This is a genomic window from Pseudomonas sp. B3(2017) (genome assembly GCF_002113595.1).
In the GTDB taxonomy this organism is placed as follows: Bacteria; Pseudomonadota; Gammaproteobacteria; order Pseudomonadales; family Pseudomonadaceae; genus Aquipseudomonas; species Aquipseudomonas ekonensis.
The window spans coordinates 24,067-44,474 of the sequence record NZ_NEIU01000031.1; the positions used below are offsets into that span (position 1 = coordinate 24,067).

General features: G+C 61.7%; 17 protein-coding genes and 3 pseudogenes. 9 read left to right on the forward strand and 11 right to left on the reverse strand.

Annotation, left to right across the window (positions count from 1 at the left end):
* Positions 1–15 precede the first annotated feature (15 nt).
* Positions 16–1,053: a dienelactone hydrolase gene (locus CAG33_RS27175; protein WP_085586927.1), complete on the forward strand. Its 1,038-nt coding sequence runs from the start codon at positions 16–18 to the stop codon at positions 1,051–1,053.
* Positions 1,054–1,195: 142 nt separating this feature from the next.
* Here CAG33_RS27175 and CAG33_RS27180 read toward each other — a convergent pair whose 3' ends face one another.
* Together CAG33_RS27180 and CAG33_RS27185 are read right to left on the reverse strand one after the other, a co-directional pair.
* Positions 1,196–2,380, reverse strand: a complete 1,185-nt coding sequence (locus CAG33_RS27180; RefSeq protein WP_085641203.1) for an MFS transporter — start codon at positions 2,378–2,380, stop codon at positions 1,196–1,198.
* Between the two features lie 477 nt (positions 2,381–2,857).
* A complete protein-coding gene (locus CAG33_RS27185; RefSeq protein ID WP_085586929.1) occupies positions 2,858–4,444 on the reverse strand; it encodes an ABC-F family ATPase in 1,587 nt (528 codons plus the stop codon).
* A 391-nt stretch (positions 4,445–4,835) separates the two neighbouring features.
* On the opposite strand from CAG33_RS27185, the gene lpxO reads away from it, so the two are divergent.
* The 3 genes from lpxO to CAG33_RS27200 all read left to right on the forward strand — a co-directional run bounded on the left by lpxO (position 4,836) and on the right by CAG33_RS27200 (position 7,493).
* Entirely contained in the window at positions 4,836–5,735 is a 900-nt protein-coding gene (lpxO, locus tag CAG33_RS27190; protein WP_085586930.1) for a lipid A hydroxylase LpxO, read from the forward strand.
* A gap of 213 nt (positions 5,736–5,948) precedes the next feature.
* Entirely contained in the window at positions 5,949–6,290 is a 342-nt protein-coding gene (locus CAG33_RS27195; protein WP_085586931.1) for a hypothetical protein, read from the forward strand.
* Between the two features lie 51 nt (positions 6,291–6,341).
* Positions 6,342–7,493, forward strand: a complete 1,152-nt coding sequence (locus CAG33_RS27200) for a PQQ-dependent sugar dehydrogenase (RefSeq protein WP_085586932.1) — start codon at positions 6,342–6,344, stop codon at positions 7,491–7,493.
* A 200-nt stretch (positions 7,494–7,693) separates the two neighbouring features.
* Here CAG33_RS27200 and CAG33_RS27205 read toward each other — a convergent pair whose 3' ends face one another.
* Complete coding sequence (locus tag CAG33_RS27205; protein WP_085641205.1) at positions 7,694–8,794, reverse strand: GNAT family N-acetyltransferase/peptidase C39 family protein; 1,101 nt, start codon at positions 8,792–8,794, stop codon at positions 7,694–7,696.
* 92 nt (positions 8,795–8,886) lie between these two features.
* Between CAG33_RS27205 and CAG33_RS27210 the strand changes: the two genes are divergently transcribed.
* The 3 genes and pseudogenes from CAG33_RS27210 to ilvA all read left to right on the forward strand — a co-directional run.
* Positions 8,887–10,461, forward strand: a complete 1,575-nt coding sequence (locus CAG33_RS27210) for a RimK family protein (RefSeq protein WP_085641207.1) — start codon at positions 8,887–8,889, stop codon at positions 10,459–10,461.
* A gap of 7 nt (positions 10,462–10,468) precedes the next feature.
* Entirely contained in the window at positions 10,469–11,392 is a 924-nt protein-coding gene (locus CAG33_RS27215) for a magnesium transporter CorA family protein (RefSeq protein ID WP_085633822.1), read from the forward strand.
* A 202-nt stretch (positions 11,393–11,594) separates the two neighbouring features.
* Positions 11,595–12,581: pseudogene (ilvA, locus tag CAG33_RS27220) on the forward strand (threonine ammonia-lyase, biosynthetic); the annotation flags it as partial.
* Between the two features lie 29 nt (positions 12,582–12,610).
* Here ilvA and eco read toward each other — a convergent pair.
* Positions 12,611–13,096 carry a serine protease inhibitor ecotin gene (eco, locus tag CAG33_RS27225; RefSeq protein WP_085586937.1) on the reverse strand — a complete coding sequence of 162 codons (486 nt, stop codon included), beginning with the start codon at positions 13,094–13,096 and terminating at the stop codon, positions 12,611–12,613.
* Between the two features lie 373 nt (positions 13,097–13,469).
* On the opposite strand from eco, the gene CAG33_RS27230 reads away from it, so the two are divergent.
* A complete protein-coding gene (locus tag CAG33_RS27230) occupies positions 13,470–13,739 on the forward strand; it encodes a DUF1652 domain-containing protein (protein ID WP_085586938.1) in 270 nt (89 codons plus the stop codon).
* Here CAG33_RS27230 and CAG33_RS27235 read toward each other — a convergent pair whose 3' ends face one another.
* Entirely contained in the window at positions 13,740–14,138 is a 399-nt protein-coding gene (locus CAG33_RS27235; RefSeq protein WP_085586939.1) for a hypothetical protein, read from the reverse strand.
* 90 nt (positions 14,139–14,228) lie between these two features.
* Complete coding sequence (locus tag CAG33_RS27240; RefSeq protein ID WP_085641211.1) at positions 14,229–14,498, reverse strand: DUF2790 domain-containing protein; 270 nt, start codon at positions 14,496–14,498, stop codon at positions 14,229–14,231.
* Positions 14,499–14,990: 492 nt separating this feature from the next.
* On the opposite strand from CAG33_RS27240, the pseudogene CAG33_RS27250 reads away from it, so the two are divergent.
* Positions 14,991–15,286: pseudogene (locus tag CAG33_RS27250) on the forward strand (hypothetical protein).
* 91 nt (positions 15,287–15,377) lie between these two features.
* On the opposite strand, the gene CAG33_RS27255 reads toward CAG33_RS27250, so the two are convergent.
* The 5 genes and pseudogenes from CAG33_RS27255 to CAG33_RS27275 form a co-directional block, all read right to left on the reverse strand.
* A complete protein-coding gene (locus tag CAG33_RS27255; protein ID WP_085586943.1) occupies positions 15,378–17,603 on the reverse strand; it encodes a lipase family protein in 2,226 nt (741 codons plus the stop codon).
* 8 nt (positions 17,604–17,611) lie between these two features.
* Positions 17,612–18,481 (reverse strand): hypothetical protein, encoded by an 870-nt coding sequence (locus CAG33_RS27260; protein ID WP_085641213.1) that lies wholly within the window; start codon positions 18,479–18,481, stop codon positions 17,612–17,614.
* The gene (locus CAG33_RS27265; protein WP_256576760.1) at positions 18,474–19,250 is read right to left on the reverse strand and encodes a hypothetical protein; all 777 of its coding nucleotides are present in this window, start codon (positions 19,248–19,250) and stop codon (positions 18,474–18,476) included. Before CAG33_RS27265 ends, CAG33_RS27260 begins: the two co-directional genes overlap by 8 nt.
* 80 nt (positions 19,251–19,330) lie before the next feature.
* A complete protein-coding gene (locus CAG33_RS27270) occupies positions 19,331–20,179 on the reverse strand; it encodes a DUF4123 domain-containing protein (RefSeq protein ID WP_085586946.1) in 849 nt (282 codons plus the stop codon).
* A pseudogene (locus tag CAG33_RS27275) lies at positions 20,176–20,408 on the reverse strand (type VI secretion system tip protein VgrG); the annotation flags it as partial. The pseudogene CAG33_RS27275 and the gene CAG33_RS27270, both read right to left, overlap by 4 nt.

Here is a 20,408-nt window from a genome sequence, read left to right on the forward strand (position 1 = left end):
AGGGTGGGGCATCCCATGATGCGTCTTTGTGCAACGTTACTGATTTGCCTGCTCGGCAGCCTGAACTCAGTGCACGCGGCGCCTGGGCAGCATCCTCGCTGGAGCGTCGGCTTCCACGAGATGACCTTCCTCGACCCCCTGGATCTGCAGCCGATGCGCGCCATCGCGTTCTACCCGTCCAGCGACCGAGAGCACACCAGCAAGCTTGAGGGCTACACGGTCGAGGCCGGCGAAGACGTCAAGGTCGCCATCGGCCGCTTCCCGATGCTGATGCTGTCCCACGGCAACACCGGCACGCCGCTGGCGCTGCATGACCTCGCCACGTCGCTGGCGCGCAAGGGGTTCGTGGTGGTGGCGGTGATCCACCCCGGCGACAACTCCAAGGACCACAGCCGCCTCGGTACCTTGAGCAACCTGTACGGCCGGCCGATCCAGATTTCCGAAGCCATCTCCGCCACCCTCGGCGACCGCATGCTCGCGCCGTTCGTCAACGCCGAGCAGGTCGGGGTGATCGGCTATTCGGCCGGCGGCGAGACGGCGCTGATCCTTTCGGGCGCCACGCCGGACCTGGATCGCCTGCGCCGCTATTGCCAGGAGCGCCCGGACGACCGCGACGCCTGCAACACCCAGGGCGAGCTGATCGTCGACCGCGACGACCTCCAGCCGGTGGCCGATCCACGGGTGCATGCCTTGCTGCTGATGGCGCCGCTGAGCCTCAAGTTCGGCCGCCAGACGCTGGCCGACGTGCATGTGCCGGTGCTGATGTACAGCGGCGACGGCGACAAACTGGTGGCCTTCGACAAGAACGCCGCCGCCCTGGCGCGCAAGCTGCCGACCGCGCCGGACTTCAAGCTGCTGGCCGGGGCCGGGCATTTCGTGTTCATGGCGCCGTGCAACGAAGAGCAGATCGTCGCCATGCCCGCCCTGTGCACCGACGCCGACGGTGTGGACCGCGAAGACATCCACCGCAACCTGATCTCCGAGGCCGGGCGGTTCTTCTCCCGGGTGCTGGGCCGGCCCAGCCGGGCGGGGATGCAGACCGCAGACCAATGAACCCCCGATATCCCCTGTGGGAGACCGCAGACCAGTGAAACCCCGATGTCCCCTGTGGGAGCCAGCCTGCTGGCGATAGCCATCTGTCATTCAACGCCTGGTTGACCGTTTCGCCAGCAGGCTGGCTCCCACAAGGGCAAGATCAGGCCGCACGTCGTTTGAGCATCAGCGTCAACCCCAGTCCGCCCACCGACAGCACCGCCGCGCAGAAGAAAATCCACGAATACCCCAGGTTCAGCGCCACCGCGCCCATCAATGGCCCGGCGATCGCCAGCGCCAGGTCGAAAAACACCGCATACGCGCCCAGGCCCGCGCCGCGGCTGGAGCCTGGCACTTGTTTGATGGCCTCTACGCCGAGCGCCGGGTACACCAGCGACAGGCCGAGCCCGGTCAGCCCTGCACCGATCAGCGCCGTGAGCGTGGAAGGCGCCAGCCACAGCAGCACCAGGCCCAGGGTCTCGATGATCATGCAGGCAATGGCCGAGGTAAAACCGCCGAAACGGTTGATGGCCGAGATGAACACCAGACGCGACAGAATGAAGCAGACGCCGAACACCGTCAGGCAGTAGGCCGCGCCCGTCCAGCCACGGTTGAGGTAATACAGCGTGATGAACGTGGTCAGCGTGCCGTAGCCGATGGACGCCAGGCACAGGCTGGCGCCGTAGGGGGCGATCCGGCCGAACACGGCCCGGAACGGCAGGCGTTCGCCGCGCACCACCGGCACCGACGGCTTGTTGCGGATCAGCAGCAGCGCCCCCGCCGCCAGCGCCGACAGGGCGATGCCGAGGCTGGCGAAGCCGTAATCGGCCACCATCACCACCCCCAGCGGCGCGCCGATGGCGATGGCGCCGTAGGAGGCGATGCCGTTCCAGGAGATCGAACGGGCCGTGTGCTCGGCGCCGACCTGGCCCATGCACCAACTGATGGTGCCCACGCCGATCAGCCCTTGGGCGATGCCGAGCAGCAGGCGGGCGGTGATCAGGATCACCAGGCTCAGCAGCGGAACGCTCTGCAGCAACGTGGAGACCAAGGTCAGCGCGCCGCTCAGGACAATCCCCGACAAGCCGTACACGATCGCCCGCTTGGTGCCGACGCTGTCCGACATGCGCCCGGCCATCGGCCGGCTGAGCAGGGTGGCCAGGTACTGCGAGCCGATGGTCAGCCCCGCGATCACCGCGCTGAAGCCGAGCTGCTCGTGGACGTAGCCCGGCAACACCGCAATCGGCAGGCCGATGCAGAGGAAGGCGATGAAGGTGTAGAAGACGATGGAAACGATCTGCAGGGTGATCGACAGGGAGCTTTGCGACGGCGGTTGCTGCGCAGACATGGGGACTCGTTCGCGGGCGGCGGTGGGAGATACGGCATCATGGCTTTTGTGCGGGGTAAAAGGAAGCAGGCTAACGATATGACTGACCGAAAGAGGTCGACAGTGCGGGCCTCATCGCTGGCAAGCCAGCTCCCACAGGTTTTTGGGGTGTACCGGGATCTGCGGACGACCGGGATCCACTGTAGGAGCCAGCCTGCTGGCGATGGCGGCAGTCCAAGTTCCATAGATGTTGGCAGTGCGGGCCTCATCGCTTGCAGGCAAGCTCCTACAGGTATTTGGGTTTACCGGGAACTTGTGGGCGACCGGAATCCCTGTGGGAGCTGGCTTGCCAGCGATGGCGGCAGTCCGGGCAGCGCAGGGCATGATCCAGACAACTGCCCCCCTGAGGAAAATCCCAAGGCCGCAGAATGCAAAAAGCCCTGTCACCAGGACAGGGCTTATCACATGCAGCTTGCGGCTTGAGGCTGACAGCAGCCCTTAGAACACCACACCCTGGCTACGCAGGTAATCATCGTAGGTGCCGCTGAAGTCGGTCACGCCGTTCGGGCTCAGTTCGATGATGCGGGTGGCCAGGGACGACACGAACTCACGGTCGTGGCTGACGAAGATCAGCGTGCCGGGGTAGTTCTCCAGCGCCAGGTTGAGCGCCTCGATCGATTCCATGTCCAGGTGGTTGGTCGGTTCGTCCATCACCAGCACGTTCGGCTTCTGCAGGGTCAGCTTGCCGAACAGCATGCGGCCTTGCTCACCACCGGAAATGACCTTCACCGACTTGAGGATCTCGTCGTTGGAGAACAGCATCCGGCCCAGGGTGCCGCGGATCATCTGCTCGCCCTGGGTCCACTGGCCCATCCAGTCGAACAGGGTGACGTCGTCTTCGAAGTCGTGGGCATGGTCCTGGGCGTAGTAGCCCAGCTCCGCGCTTTCGGTCCACTTCACCGAACCTGCGTCCGGGGTCAGCTCGCCCATCAGGGTGCGCAGCAGGGTGGTCTTGCCGATGCCGTTCGGACCGATGATCGCCACGCGCTCGCCGGCTTCGACGGTGAAGCTGAAGTTCTTGAACAGGACCTTGTCGTCGAAGCCTTTGGACATGCGCTCGATGGTCACGGCCTGACGGTGCAGCTTCTTGTTCTGGTCGAAACGGATGAACGGGCTCACGCGGCTCGATGGCTTGACCTCGGCCAGTTGGATCTTGTCGATCTGCTTGGCGCGGGAGGTGGCCTGCTTGGCTTTCGAGGCGTTGGCCGAGAAGCGGCTGACGAACGTCTGCAGTTCGGCGATCTGGGCTTTCTTCTTGGCGTTGTCGGCCAGCAGCTGCTCGCGGGACTGGGTCGCCGCGGTCATGTACTCGTCGTAGTTGCCCGGGAACAGGCGCAGTTCGCCGTAGTCCAGGTCGGCCATGTGGGTGCAGACGCTGTTCAGGAAGTGCCGGTCGTGGGAAATGATGATCATGGTGCTGTTACGCGCCGTGAGAATGTTTTCCAGCCAGCGGATGGTGTTGATGTCCAGGTGGTTGGTCGGTTCGTCGAGCAGCAGCACTTCCGGATCGGAGAACAGCGCCTGGGCCAGCAGCACCCGCAGCTTCCAGCCCGGGGCGACTTCGGTCATCGGGCCGAAATGCTGCTCCAGCGGAATGCCCAGGCCCAGCAGCAGCTCGCCGGCGCGGGATTCGGCGGTGTAGCCGTCCATCTCGGCGAACTCGGTCTCCAGCTCGGCCACGGCCATGCCGTCTTCTTCGGTCATTTCCGGCAGCGAGTAGATGCGGTCGCGCTCGGCCTTGACCTTCCACAGCTCTTCGTGGCCCATGATCACGGTGTCGATCACGGTGAATTCTTCGTAGGCGAACTGATCCTGGCGCAGTTTACCCAGGCGCACGTTCGGTTCGAGCATCACCTGGCCGGCGGACGGTTCGAGGTCGCTGCCGAGGATCTTCATGAAGGTCGACTTGCCGCAACCGTTGGCGCCGATCAGGCCATAGCGGTTGCCGTTGTTGAACTTGACCGAAACGTTTTCGAACAGCGGCTTGGCGCCGAACTGCATCGTGATGTTAGCTGTAGAAATCAAAGGTTTTTCCTGCGAGGCAATCTGAAAAGCGAGGAGGCGGCGGGTGCGCTGGGCCCGAGTCGAAGCACGCCGAAGCGGGGTGCGTCCCGTCATCAGCCCAGGGGCCTGTAAAGTTTGGCGGCGATTGTACTGGTCTGGCCGTGCGAGCGATAGGGCGATCACGCCTTGTTCGCGCGATCGGCGCCTTAGCGGGACAGTTTTTCACAGATGAAGGTTCACTATTGGTTACAAACTGTGGCTAAAATGCCATCCATTCACCCAATGCCCGGTGCGGCATGGGCTCAAGGATGCGCCATCGGGACGCTGTTTTGTTTTCAGACCACTGCCGCAGGCCGCTGGCCGACGCCTTCGGGGCGCGCAGTTTGTTCACTTCTGACGTGTGACGATTTCCGTGAAACTCATCATTGCCGCTGTATATGTCATTTCCATTGCATACGTGCACCTGCGCGGTCGCGTGCGCCACAAGCTCGGTCGTCAGTTGAGCGACCACTCCACGTTTCTGGCGCCGGTCAATTGCTTCCTTTATCTGTTCTCCAAGATGCCCAACAAGCCTTACCTCAATCCGGCGGACTTTCCGGACCTGAGCCCGTTGCAGGCCCACTGGGAAGAAATCCGCGAAGAAGGTCAGAACCTTCTGCGCGCCGGTGAGATCAAGCGCTCGAACCAATACGACGACGTCGGTTTCAACTCGTTCTTCAAGACCGGCTGGAAGCGCTTCTACCTGAAGTGGTACGGCGACAGCCACCCGTCGGCCATGAAACTGTGCCCGCGCACCACAGAGCTGGTGCAGAGCATCGGTTCTATCAAGGCGGCGATGTTCGCCGAACTGCCGCCGGGCTCCAAACTGGTGCGCCACCGCGACCCGTACGCCGGCTCGTACCGCTATCACCTGGGCCTGGAAACGCCGAACGACGCCGGCTGCTACATCAACGTCGACGGCGAGAACTACCACTGGCGCGACGGCGAAGCGGTGATGTTCGACGAGACCTACATCCACTACGCCGAAAACACCACCGACCAGAACCGCATCATCCTGTTCTGCGATATCGAGCGTCCGATGAAGTACCGTTGGGCGGCGGCGTTCAACAGCTGGTTCAGCCGCACCGTGATGTCGGCGGCCGGCGCGCCGAACGACGCGGGCGACCGCACCGGCGGGATCAACCGCCTGTTCACCAAGATCTACAAGGTGCGCCTGCGCGGCAAGGAACTGAAGAAGCGCAACCGTGCGCGCTACTACATGGAAAAGTGGGCGATCTTCGGCGGTCTGCTGGCGATCTTCATTCTGATCTGAGTTCGGTGGCGTTCTTGCGGACGCCATCGCGGGCAAGCCCGCTCCCACAGGTTCCGGGTCGTTCACTGATGTTGTGTTCGACACGAACCCGACACCACCCTCAACGGCAATCACGCCCTGTTACAGGTTGCCCGTCCCTCACGGGTTAACAAATCCGAACCCTCGGCGTAGCGTGGACTCGAACGCTTCAGTCCACGCGCCCCGAGGTCGATCATGAACCGTTATCTGTCAGGCATCGCCGCCCTGATCCTCAGTGGCGGCCTGGCGCAGGCCGACGTCACTGCGCCGCCTGCCATGCCGTTGCTGGCCCAAAGCCCGACCGGCAACAGCAACAACCCCTACAACAGCCCGATCCGCCGGGCCAATCCCAACAGCATGCAGGGCACCCAGCCCAGCGCGCCTGCCCTGCAAGGGCCGAACACCGTTCCGGTGCCGCGTCCGCCTACCCTTGAAAACCGTGGCATCGGCAATGGCCAGCCCCAGCGCTCGGTGCCGGCCACACCGCCCACGTTCATTCCCAATCCGCCGGTGCGGGACACCGGCAGCAACCGTTGATCGGCGGAGGCCGTTTCCGTCAGCCCTTCAAGCGAACAAAAGGAATCGTGCATGTTGCGTAAAACCCTGTTGGCCGGCCTGTGCGCCGGAGCATTGGCGAGTTTCACCCTGTCGGCGACCGCTGCGCCCGTGAAGGAACTGCAGAGCGAGCAGGGCACCCTGCAAGTCACCACCATCGCCCAAGGCCTCGAACACCCCTGGGCGCTGGCGTTCCTGCCGGACGGCCAAGGCATGCTGGTGACCGAGCGCCCCGGCCATCTGCGGCGGGTGAGCGCGGACGGCAAGACGTCTGCGCCGATCGGCGGCGTGCCCAGCGTGTGGGCCAAGGGGCAGGGCGGCCTGTTGGATGTGGCGCTGTCGCCGTCGTTCAAGGAGGACCGGCTTGTGTACCTGTCCTACGCCGAGGGTGGCGGCGCCGGCGACAAGGCGGGAACGGCGGTCGGTCGCGGGCGCCTCTCGGACGACATGCAGACGCTGAAAGACTTCCAGGTGATCTTCCGCCAGGAGCCCAAGCTGTCGGTCGGCAACCATTTCGGCTCGCGGCTGGTGTTCGACCGCGACGGCTTCCTATTCATCACCCTGGGCGAAAACAACGACCGGCCGACCGCCCAGGACCTGGACAAGCTGCAAGGCAAGATCGTGCGGCTGTACCCGGACGGCAAGGTGCCGGACGACAACCCCTTCGTCGGTCAGTCCGGCGTGCGGCCGGAGATCTGGTCCTACGGCCACCGAAACCCGCAGGGGGCGGCGCTCAACCCGTGGAGCGGCACGCTGTGGGAAAACGAGCACGGCCCGCGCGGGGGCGATGAGGTGAACATCATCGAGCGCGGCAAGAACTATGGCTGGCCGCTGGCGACCCACGGCATCAACTATTCGATGCAGCCCATCCCGGAAGCTAAAGGCAAGACCGCCGAGGGCACGGTCGGCCCCCATCATGTCTGGGAAAAGTCACCGGGCGTGACCGGCCTGGCGTTCTACGATGGCGACCGTTTCAAGACCTGGCAGCACAACGCGTTCATCGGCGCGCTGGTGGGCCAGGAGCTGATCCGCCTGCAGTTCGACGGCGACAGGGTAGTGCACGAAGAGCGTTTGCTGGGTGAGTTGAAACAGCGGATCCGCGATGTGCGCCAAGGGCCGGATGGCTACCTCTACGTGCTGACGGACGAGACGGACGGCTCGCTGTACAAGGTCGGCCTGAAATAGCCCCGTATCCTGTGGGAGCGGCGGTGCCGGCCATCGCCAGCAGGCTGGCTCCCACAGGATTTGCGCACGGCACAGATCCCCTGTGGGAGCGAGCCTGCTCGCGATGAGGGCGGTGCATCTGGCATCAGTGTGTCAGGCAGGCCGCTATCGCCAGCAGGCTGGCTCCTACAGGAATTTCGCACTGCACATGCCATCCGGCATTACTCCTGACAGGCAAACACCACCACCGCCGCCCGGAGCTTCCCCCGGCCGAAGCGGCTCATCTTCTCGAACTCGCCATGGCTGACCGGCACATGCTGGCAGTCCATGGGCTGGCGATGCAGGCTGTGGTCGACATCCGGGTCGTGCAGGTAGACGAACTCCTCGTCGCAGTCGGTGACGATCACCCAGTGCGGTGATTTGGAGCGGGTCAGGCGGTAGCTGCTGATCAGCACAAGGGGTTGCCCGCCAACCTCCAGCAAACGGGGCAGGTCCAGTGCCGAACCGACGGTCTGTTCGACATCGGTCTCACGCAATTGCGCGATGAACGCCTCGTGCACCAGGCGCATGACGTCCTTTTTATGCTCGCCACGCACGCCGTCGAGGAACAGCGGCCCGGCCATGCTCAATTGCAGGCGCACCCGAAAGCCCCGACGCCACGCCGCCAGCGCCAGCCCCTGCGGGCTGCAGCCGCCATGGCCGGACGTCATGAACACCGTGGTCGCCTCGCGCCAGAGCTGCACTTCTTCCTGGCGCTCCAGCGTCCGCCCGGGCTGCAACGTGCCCATGGCCATCAGCAAGCAGGCCGGGCCGCAGGTGAAATCGGTGGTTTGCCGGTAATAGGGGACGTTGACGCTGCGGGAATCGCGGTGCTGAAGGATGCGCTTCTCCAGGCGCAACGCGTCGGCATGGTCCTCGTAGTAATCGTGGATCAGCGCAAAGCGCCGATAGCCGTTGCGCTCGTACAGCGCGATGGCTGCGGGGTTGTCGGTGCGCACTTCCAGCCGCAGGTAGGCGCAATCATGCTCCAGCGCGCAGGCCTCGATGCGGTTCAGCAATTGCTTGCCCAACCCGGCGCCCCGTGCCGAGGCCGCGATGGCGATGGAATACAGCCGGGCCAGCGACGTGCCGCGATGAAACAGCACCAGCGCATACCCCGCCAATTGCCCAGCGTGAGTGGCCACCCACAGTTGCCCGTGGGCACGGGTGATCATCCACTGGAAACTGCGGGCGGTGAGCCGGTCCGTGGTGAAGCATTGCGTCTCCAGCGCCATCAGCGCCGGCAGGTCTTCGGTTGTCGCCAGACGAAAGACAGGGTTCATATGACCACCGTAAAAGTTGCGTAACGAAACGGGACTTTCGAAAAACTTCGTGCTTAATAGAAATGGTCTTGTTCTCCAACGGATCGATTTCTATGTCAGCGGTACAGGGTCATTGGCGCGAAGTATCCGGGCAAAGTTTGCCGGCGGCAACTTATTTAAATCCGGTCGTTGCAACTTCCAGCCGGGTGCTGATCATTGTCGAGCGCAAGGAAGATTGGGCCTCTTACTTCCCCAGCGAAGACATCGTCACCGCCCAGGAATACCTGGAGCAAACCCCCGGCAGCGAGCCGGGCAAGCGGGTGCAGGTGATCAACCTGTGCCGCAGCTACAAGTACCTGGGGCACGGTTATTACTGCTCGCTGCTGGCCGAGGCCCGTGGGCACAGGGTCATTCCTTCGGTGAAGACCATCAGCGAGCTGACGCGCAAGTCGCTCTACGGGTTGGCGCTGGAGGATCTGGACAAAACCCTGGAAAGAGCCCTCAGCCATCATCTCTACAGCGATACGGAAGGGTTTACGCTGACGCTGTACTTTGGTCGGACACATATTGAACCCTTACAGGATCTGGCCCGTCAGTTGTTTGAAGTGTTTCCGTGTCCGATCCTGTTAGTTGAATTCAAGCGAACTAACGGTTGGCACATCGAGGGCATCAAGTCGGGGTCGCTGCACATGTTGCGTGACGACCAGGAAGACCAGTTCGCCAATGCCCTGGACGGTTTCAGCCGTAAAGTCTGGCGTCTCCCGCGCTCCCGTCAGGTGGCCCGTTACGACCTGGCGATCCTGCACGATCCCCAAGAGGCGCTGCCGCCGTCCAACGCCCGTGCGCTGGCCAACTTCGTGCGGGTCGGCAAAGGCATGGGCATCGACGTGGAGCTGATCGAGCGCAAGGACTACGCGCGATTGGCCGAGTACGACGGCCTGTTGATCCGCGAGACCACCAGCGTCGACAACCACACCTACCGCTTCGCCAAGAAGGCCGAGAGCGAAGGGCTGGTGGTGATGGACGACCCGGCGTCGATCCTGCGCTGCACCAACAAGGTGTACCTGACCGACCTGCTCGGCAGCCATCAGCTGGGCATGCCCGCCACGGAAATCCTCTACAAGGAGCGACCGGAAGACTTCGAACGGGTCGGCGAGCGCCTCGGCTTTCCGCTGGTGCTGAAGATCCCCGACGGCTGCTTCTCCCGTGGCGTGATCAAGGTCGAAAGCCAGCAGGCGCTGCTGGAGGCCACCGCCGAACTGTTCGAGCATTCGGTGCTGTTGCTCGCCCAGGAGTTCTTCTACACCGAATACGACTGGCGCATCGGCGTGCTCAACCGCAAGCCGATCTTTGCCTGCCAGTACTTCATGTCCAAGGGCCATTGGCAGATCTACAACCACAAGGCCAAGGGCCAGGACGTCAATGGCGAATGCCGCACGCTGCCGATCCACGAAGCGCCGAGGGCAGTGGTGGAGCTGGCGGTGAAGACGGCCAACCTGATCGGCGACGGGCTCTACGGCGTCGACCTCAAGCAGGCCGGCGACAAGGTGGTGGTCATCGAAGTCAACGACAACCCGAACCTGGACGCCGGCATCGAAGACGCCTATCTGCAGGACGATCTGTATTCGCTGGTGCTGGAGGAGTTCGTGCGGCGCCTGGAACTCAAGCGCCGCGGTCAGGCCTGGTGACGCGCCGATGATCAGCGGTTTTGCGCTCAGCCATGGATCGTTGCACCGGGTCGAACGGCTCGACGCCGACGTCATGCTGTTCAGCGACCCCGACGCCGCCGAACGGGATCTGCTGCACAGTCACTTCAAGCTCGACGCACATGCGTTGGCCTCGGCGCTGGACCCGGACGAGGTCTCGCGGATCGAGTTCCACCCGGACCATCTGTTCCTGATCTGGAAACGCCCCGAGAAGTACGCCGGCGGCGGCAGCCTGGCGTTCGAGGTGTCGTCCTGCGGCCTGCTGTTCTCACCGGGGCAATTGCTGGTGATCGCCACCGACGACACGCCGCTGCACGGCCTGGGCACGGGGCGGCCGCTGAACACGCCGCTGGACGTGTTGCTCGATCTGCTGTTCAACAACATCCATCACTACCTCGGGCATCTGAAGGTGATCAAACTGGTCGCCCGGGAGCTGCAACAGAAGTTCAACGCCTCGATGCAGAACCAGCACCTGATGCAGATGTTCAACCTCAGCGAAAGCCTGATCTATTACATCAACGCCCTGCACAGCAACGGCGCGGTGCTCACCCGGCTGCGCAACCACGCGGAAAAGCAGCACTTCGGCAGCGAAGCCCTCGGCCTGATCGACGACCTGATCATCGAAAACAACCAGTGCTACAAGCAGGCGGAAATCTATTCGACGGTGTTTTCCGGGCTGATCGATGCGCGGGGCAACCTGATGAACAACAGCACCAACGGCCTGCTGCGCAAGCTCACGCTGATCAACGTGGTGTTTCTGCCGCTCAACCTGATCGCGAGCATCGGCGGGATGTCCGAGTTCAGCATGATGACCGCCGGAACCCCGTGGTGGGTGTCGTACCCGCTGTTTCTCGGGGCGATGGTGCTGGCGGCGGGCGGGATGCTGCTGGGGCTCAGGCGGCTGGCCAGGTGACGGCATCCGCCATTGACTTGCCAGCCGGCCTCAGGCTACTTTCCAGCCCATGACCTGCACCGTACTGCTTCTTCAGCCGAGCATTATTATTACCGCCATTCCTCATCTGGCGGGCTAGCGCACGGCTGCAGCACCGAACCCGCCCTTGAGGCGGGTTTTTTCTTTCTGTCTCCGGGGCTCCAACCAACGTCAGGAGACGACCATGCGCCACAGCCCCGCCCAGCAAGCCCTGCTTGAACAGTATGTGAAAAGGATCCTCGCCGCGCCGGTCTACGAACTGGCGGTGCGCACGCCGTTGCAGGCGGCGCCGGCCTTGTCCGCCATGCTCGGCAACCGCATCCTGCTCAAGCGCGAGGACCTGCAGCCGACGTTCTCGTTCAAGATCCGCGGCGCCTACAACCGCCTGGTGCAATTGACCGACGAGCAAAAGGCCTGCGGCGTGATCACCGCGTCGGCGGGCAACCATGCCCAAGGCGTGGCGTTGGCCGCCCGGGAACTGGGGATCGCCGCCACCATCGTCATGCCGACCACCACGCCCGAACTGAAAGTGCTGGGGGTGCGCAGCCGCGGCGCCGAGGCGCTCCAGCAGGGCGAGAGCTTTCCGTTCGCCCTGGCCCATGCGCTGCAACTGGCCGAGCAGACCGGGCGCACCTTCGTCCCGCCGTTCGACGACCCGGACGTGATCGCCGGGCAGGGCACCGTGGCCATGGAGATCCTGCGGCAACACCAAGGCGAACTGGATGCGATCTTCGTCCCGGTGGGCGGCGGCGGATTGATCGCGGGCATCGCCGCTTACGTCAAATACCTGCGGCCCGAGGTGCGGATCATCGGCGTCGAGTCGGAACACTCGGCCTGCCTGAAAGCCGCGATGGCGGCGGGGGAACGGGTGGTGCTGCCCAGCGTCGGCACCTTCGCCGACGGCGTGGCCGTGGCGCAGATCGGCGCCTACGGTTTCGAGGTCTGCCGGTTCTGCGTGGATGAGGTGGTCACCGTCAGCAACGACGAACTCTGCGCGGCGATCAAGAACATCTACGACGATACCCGCTCGATCACCGAACCTTCCGGCGCGCTGGCGGTGGCCGGGATCAAGCGGTACGTGGCCCAGACCGGCGCCCGGAACCGGACGTTCATCGCCATCGATTCCGGCGCCAACATCAACTTCGACAGCCTGCGCCATGTGGCGGAGCGCGTGGCGGCGTGCGGCTCAGCGGTGTGAGGTCATTCCGGCAGGGCAACGCCGACCTTGTCGGCGGCCGACCAGACGCGAAAGCGCACTTCGACGTCGCTCGGCGCGTACACCACGATCGGCAGCTTGCTGTTGTAGCGCAGCAGGAAGCCGTCGCCGACCACCGGCACGAACGCGCGTTTCTTCTTGGATTCCGGCGGGCAGGCCATCAGGGTGCTCACCGGGCCGGAGACCTTCTCCAGGCGGTAGAACGGATAACCCCAGCCTTCAAGGTTCTTTTCCTGCAGGCTGCCGCCCAGGTGCTGGCGGTTGCAGTCCACCTCCAGGGTCTTGCCGGCCATGATCTCGACCTTGAAGTTGTCTTCGTCGGCTTGCTGCGGCAGGTGGATGACCTGGCGGGTGAAACCCGCTTCAGCCTTGGGGTAGGGCGCCACGTCTTCGAGTTTGGCGGCGTGGGCGAAGGTGGACAGGCTGGCGACCATCAGGCCGGTGGCCGCGTAAGCGGTAAAGGATCCCATGTAAGCCTCCTGGCGGGCGTCGGATAAATTGGCGGGCAGTTCTACCAGCGTAGGCGATGAATGCAAACCCTTGAAGTGTTGCAAAATGCGGTGCGCAAAGCGGGCCATCCTGCAATCTGCAACAGGCACAATGCTGGCCCGTGCCGCCAAGTGCCTGATTTCCCAAAGGCACGGCACTAACCGATGAAAGGCACGTTTTATGCGTCGTTCCGGTGCGGCGCACCGAGTTTGTGCGCCTACACTCCAATGGGCATTTCGCAGTACCGCCGCCTGAAGCCACCAAGGAACCAGCGGAGAGACATCCGCACGGGTAAGCCTCAGCGGTCGACGTGAATACTTGATTGGCAGTCTCACAGTAAGGAGAGGGTTCGCCATGTTTCTGTCTGCCTTGGAACTTCGCAACATCATTGAAAGCAGCTTTCTGCCGAAACGCTGCCAATGCACGCTGACCCCGGAACTGTCGATGACGGTGAAGGTGTTCGGCGACCACCAGACCGACCAGGTGGATCTGCTGGTCAGTGGCATCGACGCCAGCCACCTCAACGGCTGCCGTGAGATCAACGACCTGATCGCTGGCCTACGTTCGGATCTGGCGCAGCAGACTTCAGCGCATCAATACGCGCCACGCTCGAAGGCGGGTTGACTAACCTACCGTTTCACTCAGTTCGACCGTCACGCGCCGGGCCTGCATGAAACCAAGGCCCAGCGCGAACTCGACCAGCACCGCCAACAGGATCGCGGGGCCCGCGTGGCCATTGAGCCACTCACCGAACCCCAGCACCGCCAGCCCGAAGCACCCGACCGTGAAACCGTTGCCCAGCGCATGGCGAGTGGCCGACGGCGGCGCATTGCGCACCAGCCAGAACATCACCCCCAACGCCGCGAACAGCACCGCGCTGCGCCGGGCGACGAACCCCGCCGCCGGCGAGTAGTCGATGCTCCAGATCGCCAGCAGCCCGTCAGGCACAAAGCCCCAGACGATGGCCAGGAGAAAGCACAACAGGGCGGTGAAGGTCGACAACGTGCGGAACGACAACTGCATGGCGGATCCTTGCGGCAGTAGGGAGGGCCCCGAGCATAACCGCCAGGGCCCTCGCTCGCCTACCGCCAGGCCGCAAATCAGAACGGTCTGTCAGTTCTGGAAACTGCACGCGTCAGACAATTTCCGGTAGCTGATTTCCTCGGGCTTGCCGTTGTTGTCGATGTACTTCATGTCGGCGGTGATCACCTTGCAGTCCTGGGTCGGCGGCTCGGTGAGCGACACCACTTTGGCCACGTGCAGCGGCATGCCGTACTGGTAGGGCACGGCCTTGGACGGCGCGGCGGTGTCGTTGGCCTGGGCGAGCCCGGCGAAGGCGGTGCAGGCGAGGGTGGCGGCGAGCAGAAGGGGACGCAGGTTCATGGCAGGACTCCGGTGCGACGCAAAAGGCATTCGGCCAATGGCAGGCCGAACCTGCCGCACTGGGCGTCAGCGGACGGCTGAGGGCGTGCGGTTGGGTAGAGTCTTGGACCGTGGCGTTAAGCGACGGTTAAGCGGGCTGAATGGAGGCTGTCAGGGGGCGGGGTGATTTCTGAGGCAGGTGCGGAGCGTTCCTACAAGTGTGGATGCCTTGTCTGCTTTCGGGGGTTGGAGCGGGGCGGATATCGTTTGGCGTCGCTGCAAAATCAGCGACCTGGGTTTGGTCACCTGGGGAAATCACCTGCGCATTTGTGCCATCATTCGCGCCGCGGACATCCATGTCCTCGGAGTGCATTGCTGTGGTGGCTGTGTGCAGGGTCGCTTTCGGGCGAACCGGGTTGGTGATTCTCCGGTGACCAAACCTGTACACAGTCCGCCTCCCCACCGTTTGGTCACGGTGCTGGCGGTTACTTTCAATTCGTTTGAGTAATCACCATGCCGACACTTAATCCGCTTCCCGATCGTTATCACCGCCTCAACAGCTGCGTCACCGAAAGCGCCCCGATGGTCATCGACACCGAGGCCAACCCCAAAGACATTTTCGAAGCCGGCGTCCAGCGCGTCCGCGCCTGCAGCGACCTGCTCGAAACCCTGCATTGCCTCTGCTTCAAGCACGCCGACGTCCAGGACATCCCCCACATCACCCATGCGTTGTACCTGCTGGCGCAGGACGGCAATGATTTGCTGCAGGTTGCGCAGCAGCGGATGCTGACTGGCAGGCGCCTGCTTGAGCTTAAGGCTGCGGTAGAGGAGGGAGTCCGGCCAGACTCCCTTTTAGGCCATTTCAACAATCGCTAGTTGCAAGGCCCTATTTGCCCCGGTTCAGGCCATGCTGACGGTGGATGAAGGAGGAATCTGCGCGAGTCGCACGGACTCCTGGTTCTCACGGTGCTCCGCCCAGCGGTCGATGTGCTGTTGCAGCTCGGGCAAATCGCTTCGGTCACCATAGACATCCGCCATGGTGAGTTTGGTTTTGCTCAATGAGGTCAGCTTGCGAAGCGTTTCCTCGACAGCCTCCAGCTCCTTCTTGTTGTGCTGGACGGCCTGCCGGATCGCGGTCTGGCGTTCCTGCAAATCCGACATGCTCGAGCGGCGTTGCATTGGCGTTGCACGATCCTGCGGACGCCCCTCGATGGTGCCTCCGGGGAACTCCGAATCGGCATCGCGTTGCCATTTCTGCAGCTCTGTGCGGTAGGTCTCCACTTCGAGTTTCAGGCGGTCGGACTCCGTGGTGCTGATGATGAAGCCGCCGGTGGTCTGGGTATCCTGCCAGCGCTTCAGGCTGGCCCAGCAGGCCGGGATGTAGCCGTCGAGCATCTTGTGGTCGGCACCGTTGGCGGCCTGGACCAGAAACTGGCTGCGGTCCGGCGTGTCGTTGTTTTTCATCTGCTTCATGCAGCGGGCCATGGCGGCTTCTTCGTAGCCTTCGCAGCTGGGCGTCCACAGGACAGAGGAGACGACGCGTCCAGGCAGTTGCAAGGGCATGAAGTAGCGTTGTTCGCCGTGGTGCCAGTAAGGCTTGCCGCCGAAACGCGTCAGGCCGGCCCCGAACACCAAGCCGCCAGCCATAGGCGTCAGCACGCCGGAAACCGTCGCCACCAGGCCTGTGATCCAGATGGGTTTCTTTGTGCTCATCCAGCCGGCGGGCACGCTCGGAACCGGGTCGTTCTGGTTGACGATTCGATGGTGAACCAGCCCGCTCGCCGACTCGACAAAATCTTTGTCGCCGGCCCGGGGAGCGCCGAACGTGTAGAGGATGACGTCGCTGGTGATTTCTCGGTGAAGCCATTCGGAGAGCAGCAACGCGATTGCACCGCCGAGGCTGTGGCCGCAGACGAGGATTTTTTGGTCGGTGCGGAAACGAAGAACGTAACGCTCGATGAATGGACGCAATGCCATGAATGCTTCGTAGAAACCTTGGTGCGCTTTACCCGTTCCACCCTCAATCGGCACTTGTTTGGCATCGACATCTCGCCAGGCGTCCCAGCCTTCCGCTGTACCTCTCACGCCGATGAGAATTACCCGATCATCGTGGGTGGCATAGGCCTGGGTGTCGGTGTTTTTCCAGTCAGTGCTGCCTTGTCTCGAATCGTTGAAAAAGTGCACGCTCATTGGCGTTTCCGATTCTTCACCGGAGGAAGGGTCGTTTTGTGGGTAAAGCTCAGGGTCAAAAGGTACTATTTCCAAGCGCTTTGAATAGGGAACATCTTCGACCAGTGGGAACGATGGTTTCTTGGAGTCCGCGTAACTTGACGGCTCTTCGAAGCAAGCAAGGCAGGTATTCAGCACATGGCCAATGGTGCCGCGCTTGGGATAGGTGAACTCGAAATCTTTTTTGGGGGCTGCATCAGGTTTTTCTGGCGTCTGACCAAAAGCACCGTAGCTCAGTGTGGCGAGCAGCGACAATTGATACAAATTCAGCGCACTGAATTCCGGGGCCAAAGACAAAAGTGGTCTAAACGCGCGAAGGGCACGCACTTCGAGAACGTAATGTTTCTCTGGAAGTAGGCCCACTCCAAAACTTGGAACTTTGTCTCCAGCGAAGTCACGGGCGAGTTTGGCGCAACCTGCGGGCACTGGACTGGAAAGTTTGGCGGCAGGAGGCAGATGCTTGGTGAATTCGACAAGGTCGCGGACTTCGACGTTGTGATATTCGCCTTTTTCGGCCGAGGCGCGGTAAGCGCCTGTTTTGCCTGTGCTGCCGATTGGACGTCTAAGTGTTTTCTCAGCGGCCACCTGAAGTTCTGTTACAGGTATTCTGTAATCCTTGCGTCTAGACAGGTCAGCATAAATAGTTTCACTTCCCTTGTACGGAGTAGATAGTGTCAATATTAACGGGCCACTGTAGGTTCCAGTTAATCGCGCGTAAGCTTCTCCATCCAAGGTGCCTTCGTACTTTGTGCCCTCCGAGTCAGTTAATACATAACTCAGACCTGCGTAGGGCTTGGCATCTCCGAATTCGTCGACTAAACGAAAGCTGATCCAGCCTCCTCGCAATGGGCATGTACGCCCTTGATCAGAAAGCAATGACTTTTCTTGGCTTTGCATAAAAATCCTTATTCATTACATCCCGGGTACACGGAGCACTCACGTCCATTTAGCTTGAATGTTTTAAACTGTGGTGGTGTAGCGCATAGCGCTTCACGACTAGATTCCTGGCGTCCAGAGCACGGCTTCCAGCCACCGGGAACCTTGAGCCAATATCCTTCGTAATAGGGTTGTTCCTCAGGAGAGAGTCTGAATTCAACGTGAACTGACTTGCCCGCTAACTCGTTTCTTGCGAGTACTCCCCCAGGCTTTCGGCGCTTGAGGTTGTCCTCTGCCAATTTCCATTCAGGGCCAGTAGCTTCACAGGATAGAATTTTTTCAACTTCCCCTTTCTTTATCTTTGCTGTGCTTATCTGGAAGTACCAAGCGCAGAGAGCACGTTGTTCTAAAACCTCAGGAGAGCGACTTTTCATATCTGCGTCGGTCATTTTTCTAATGGAAAGGCCACCCGCTGACTCCAAGTCTCGGTCCAATGATCCTGTTCCGTATCTGGCGCTCACCTCGTAGCTAACGCGCGTAAGCTCCATTGAACAATCAGCGATGTGGAATTCCAGCGGAATGTCTGTGGAGACTGTTTGCTGAATGTCTTTGGCATCAGTTGTATTCGACTTTTGTTGCTGGCGCGTAACATTTCCACCGAGGCCTGGGCTGTAGGTCTCGCATTTTTCACCACTTTTAGGCGAGTAACTGGCTTTTGATGTGAAACCAAATTTCGAAGGAATCGTGGCAACTAATGTGAAGTGTTCCTGGCTGTAGTAGCTGGTAGCTCCTTCAGCAGAGTCCTTCGCAATCTGTCCCGCAAAGCTGCATGCACCTATCAATGGCAGAGCAAGGAAGAACACGGATTGAACACCGCATGAAAAATACTTGCTAGTCATGAACTACTCCCTGTTCAACACAATTAGGATAGATGGTGCACTTGCGTTTGTTCATTTTGAAGGTTCTGAAGTTTCTAGTGTCTGCACGGCAGAACCCGTAGGGATCGCTGGGCCCATTTCCGAGACACGGTTTCCAACCCCCTGGGACCTTTTGCCATGTATCGCCGACTGCTGGGCGTTCTTCATTTGAAAGGTGAAATTTGATTTTTACCGTTGTGCTCGCTAGTTTATTTCTGTCAATGGCGGCCCTAGGCTTGCGACGCTCATATTTTTTGGAAGGGGCCGACCAGTTGTCATCTGATGCATTACAAGAGAGAATTTTTTCTACCTCACCTAGCTTTGCTTTGGACTTGCTAATTTGGAATAGCCATGAGCACAAGCCTTTTTGTTCGATAACAGTCGGCTCTTTCTTTGACACGGTGTTGATCGTTGAAGATCTGACAGAAAGCCCACCCGCGATATCCAGGCCATGATCCCACGCATCAGGTCCATACGTAGCGTTTACTTCATAGATTACGCGGGACAACTCCATGGAGCAGTCTGCGATATGGAACTCCAATGGAATATCTGTAGATACCGTCTGCTCTACGTCCTTGGCCACGGTCGTGTGTGATCTCTGTTGCTGCCGGGTAACTGACCCGCCCAACCCAGGGCTGTACGTTTGGCAACTTTCACCTGCTTTTGGCGAATACTGGGCTTTTGACGTAAAGCCGAATTTGGCAGGCAAAGTGGCAACCAGCGTGAAGTGCTCCCACGAGTAGTAACTCACGCTGCTTTCAGTCATCTGACGCGCGAAGCTGCAACCACCGAGTATTGGTACCGCCGCGACTGCAATCCACAGTCGAGCCTTCAAACCGTGGCACCGGCTTTCGGCTCAGCGAACACTCGTTGGCATCGGTCAAAGTGCTGTTCCGGCGTTTCTCCGGGGATGGGTTCCCAGGCAATGTCAGCAGCGCATGGTGGCGACAGGCGCCGGCTCAGCATCAGTTCACGCTGTTCCGGTGTCTGCCAGCCCCAGGTGTCGAGCAGATCCATCTGTTCTTCCAGCCATTCGCTGACCACGTGGGTTTCCGCCAGTGCAGCGGCGGCGTCGACGTGGTACGTGAACAGCCAGCGCTTGAGGTTGTCGCGCAGGATGCTGCGGGCCTGTTCACCGGACTCGGGCGTTCTCAGCCACGGCGCCGGATTCGGCACCGGGTACTGCCCCGGCCGACCGTTATCCGCGCTTTTCCACTGATCTTCGTCCCAATACAGCACGCTGCTGACCGGGCCGAGCAGCAGCGGCCATTCGGTGTCTTTCATGTTGCCCAGGCAGCGGGCAAGCACGCGGTTGTCCTGGAAGCGGAACAGGGAACGGTCGCCGTCTTCGTCGATGACCATGCGGGCGATCCAGTGCTGGGTCAGGCCGTCGAGGTCGGCCTTGTCCATGCTGCCGATCCAGCCCCAGTTGCGCTGCGGGTCGTCCAGCAGCAGGCGGAACGCTTCGTTGCCCGGGTTTTCCAGTTCGGTGAGCCACGGACTGATGGCGGCGAACTGGACGAACTCGGTGCGCCGGTAGAGTTGCACCGAGCGCTGCATGACGCCGGCGCTGTACAGCGAGGTGACCGGGTTCGGTTCGGCGAGGCTGTCCAGGGTCAGGATCAGGACGCGGTTGAGGCGCGATTGCTCGCCCAGCCAGTTGTTGAGTGCATCGCTCATGCCGTGGCTCCAATATCGCATTTGCCTTCGCGGCAGGCTTCACAGATCGGGCAGCGGGTGTCGCCGGCCTTGCGGGCGGCCTTGGCCAGGGCCATCTGCACGGCGGCGGGGACGAGCACGGCGCCGGCCTTGTCCCGGGCGGCGGCCCAGGGGATGACGGGCTCCAACACCGCAATCCCGCTCCCCACCCCCGGCGCCCCGCCGGTATTGGCCTTCACCTCGGCCCCGC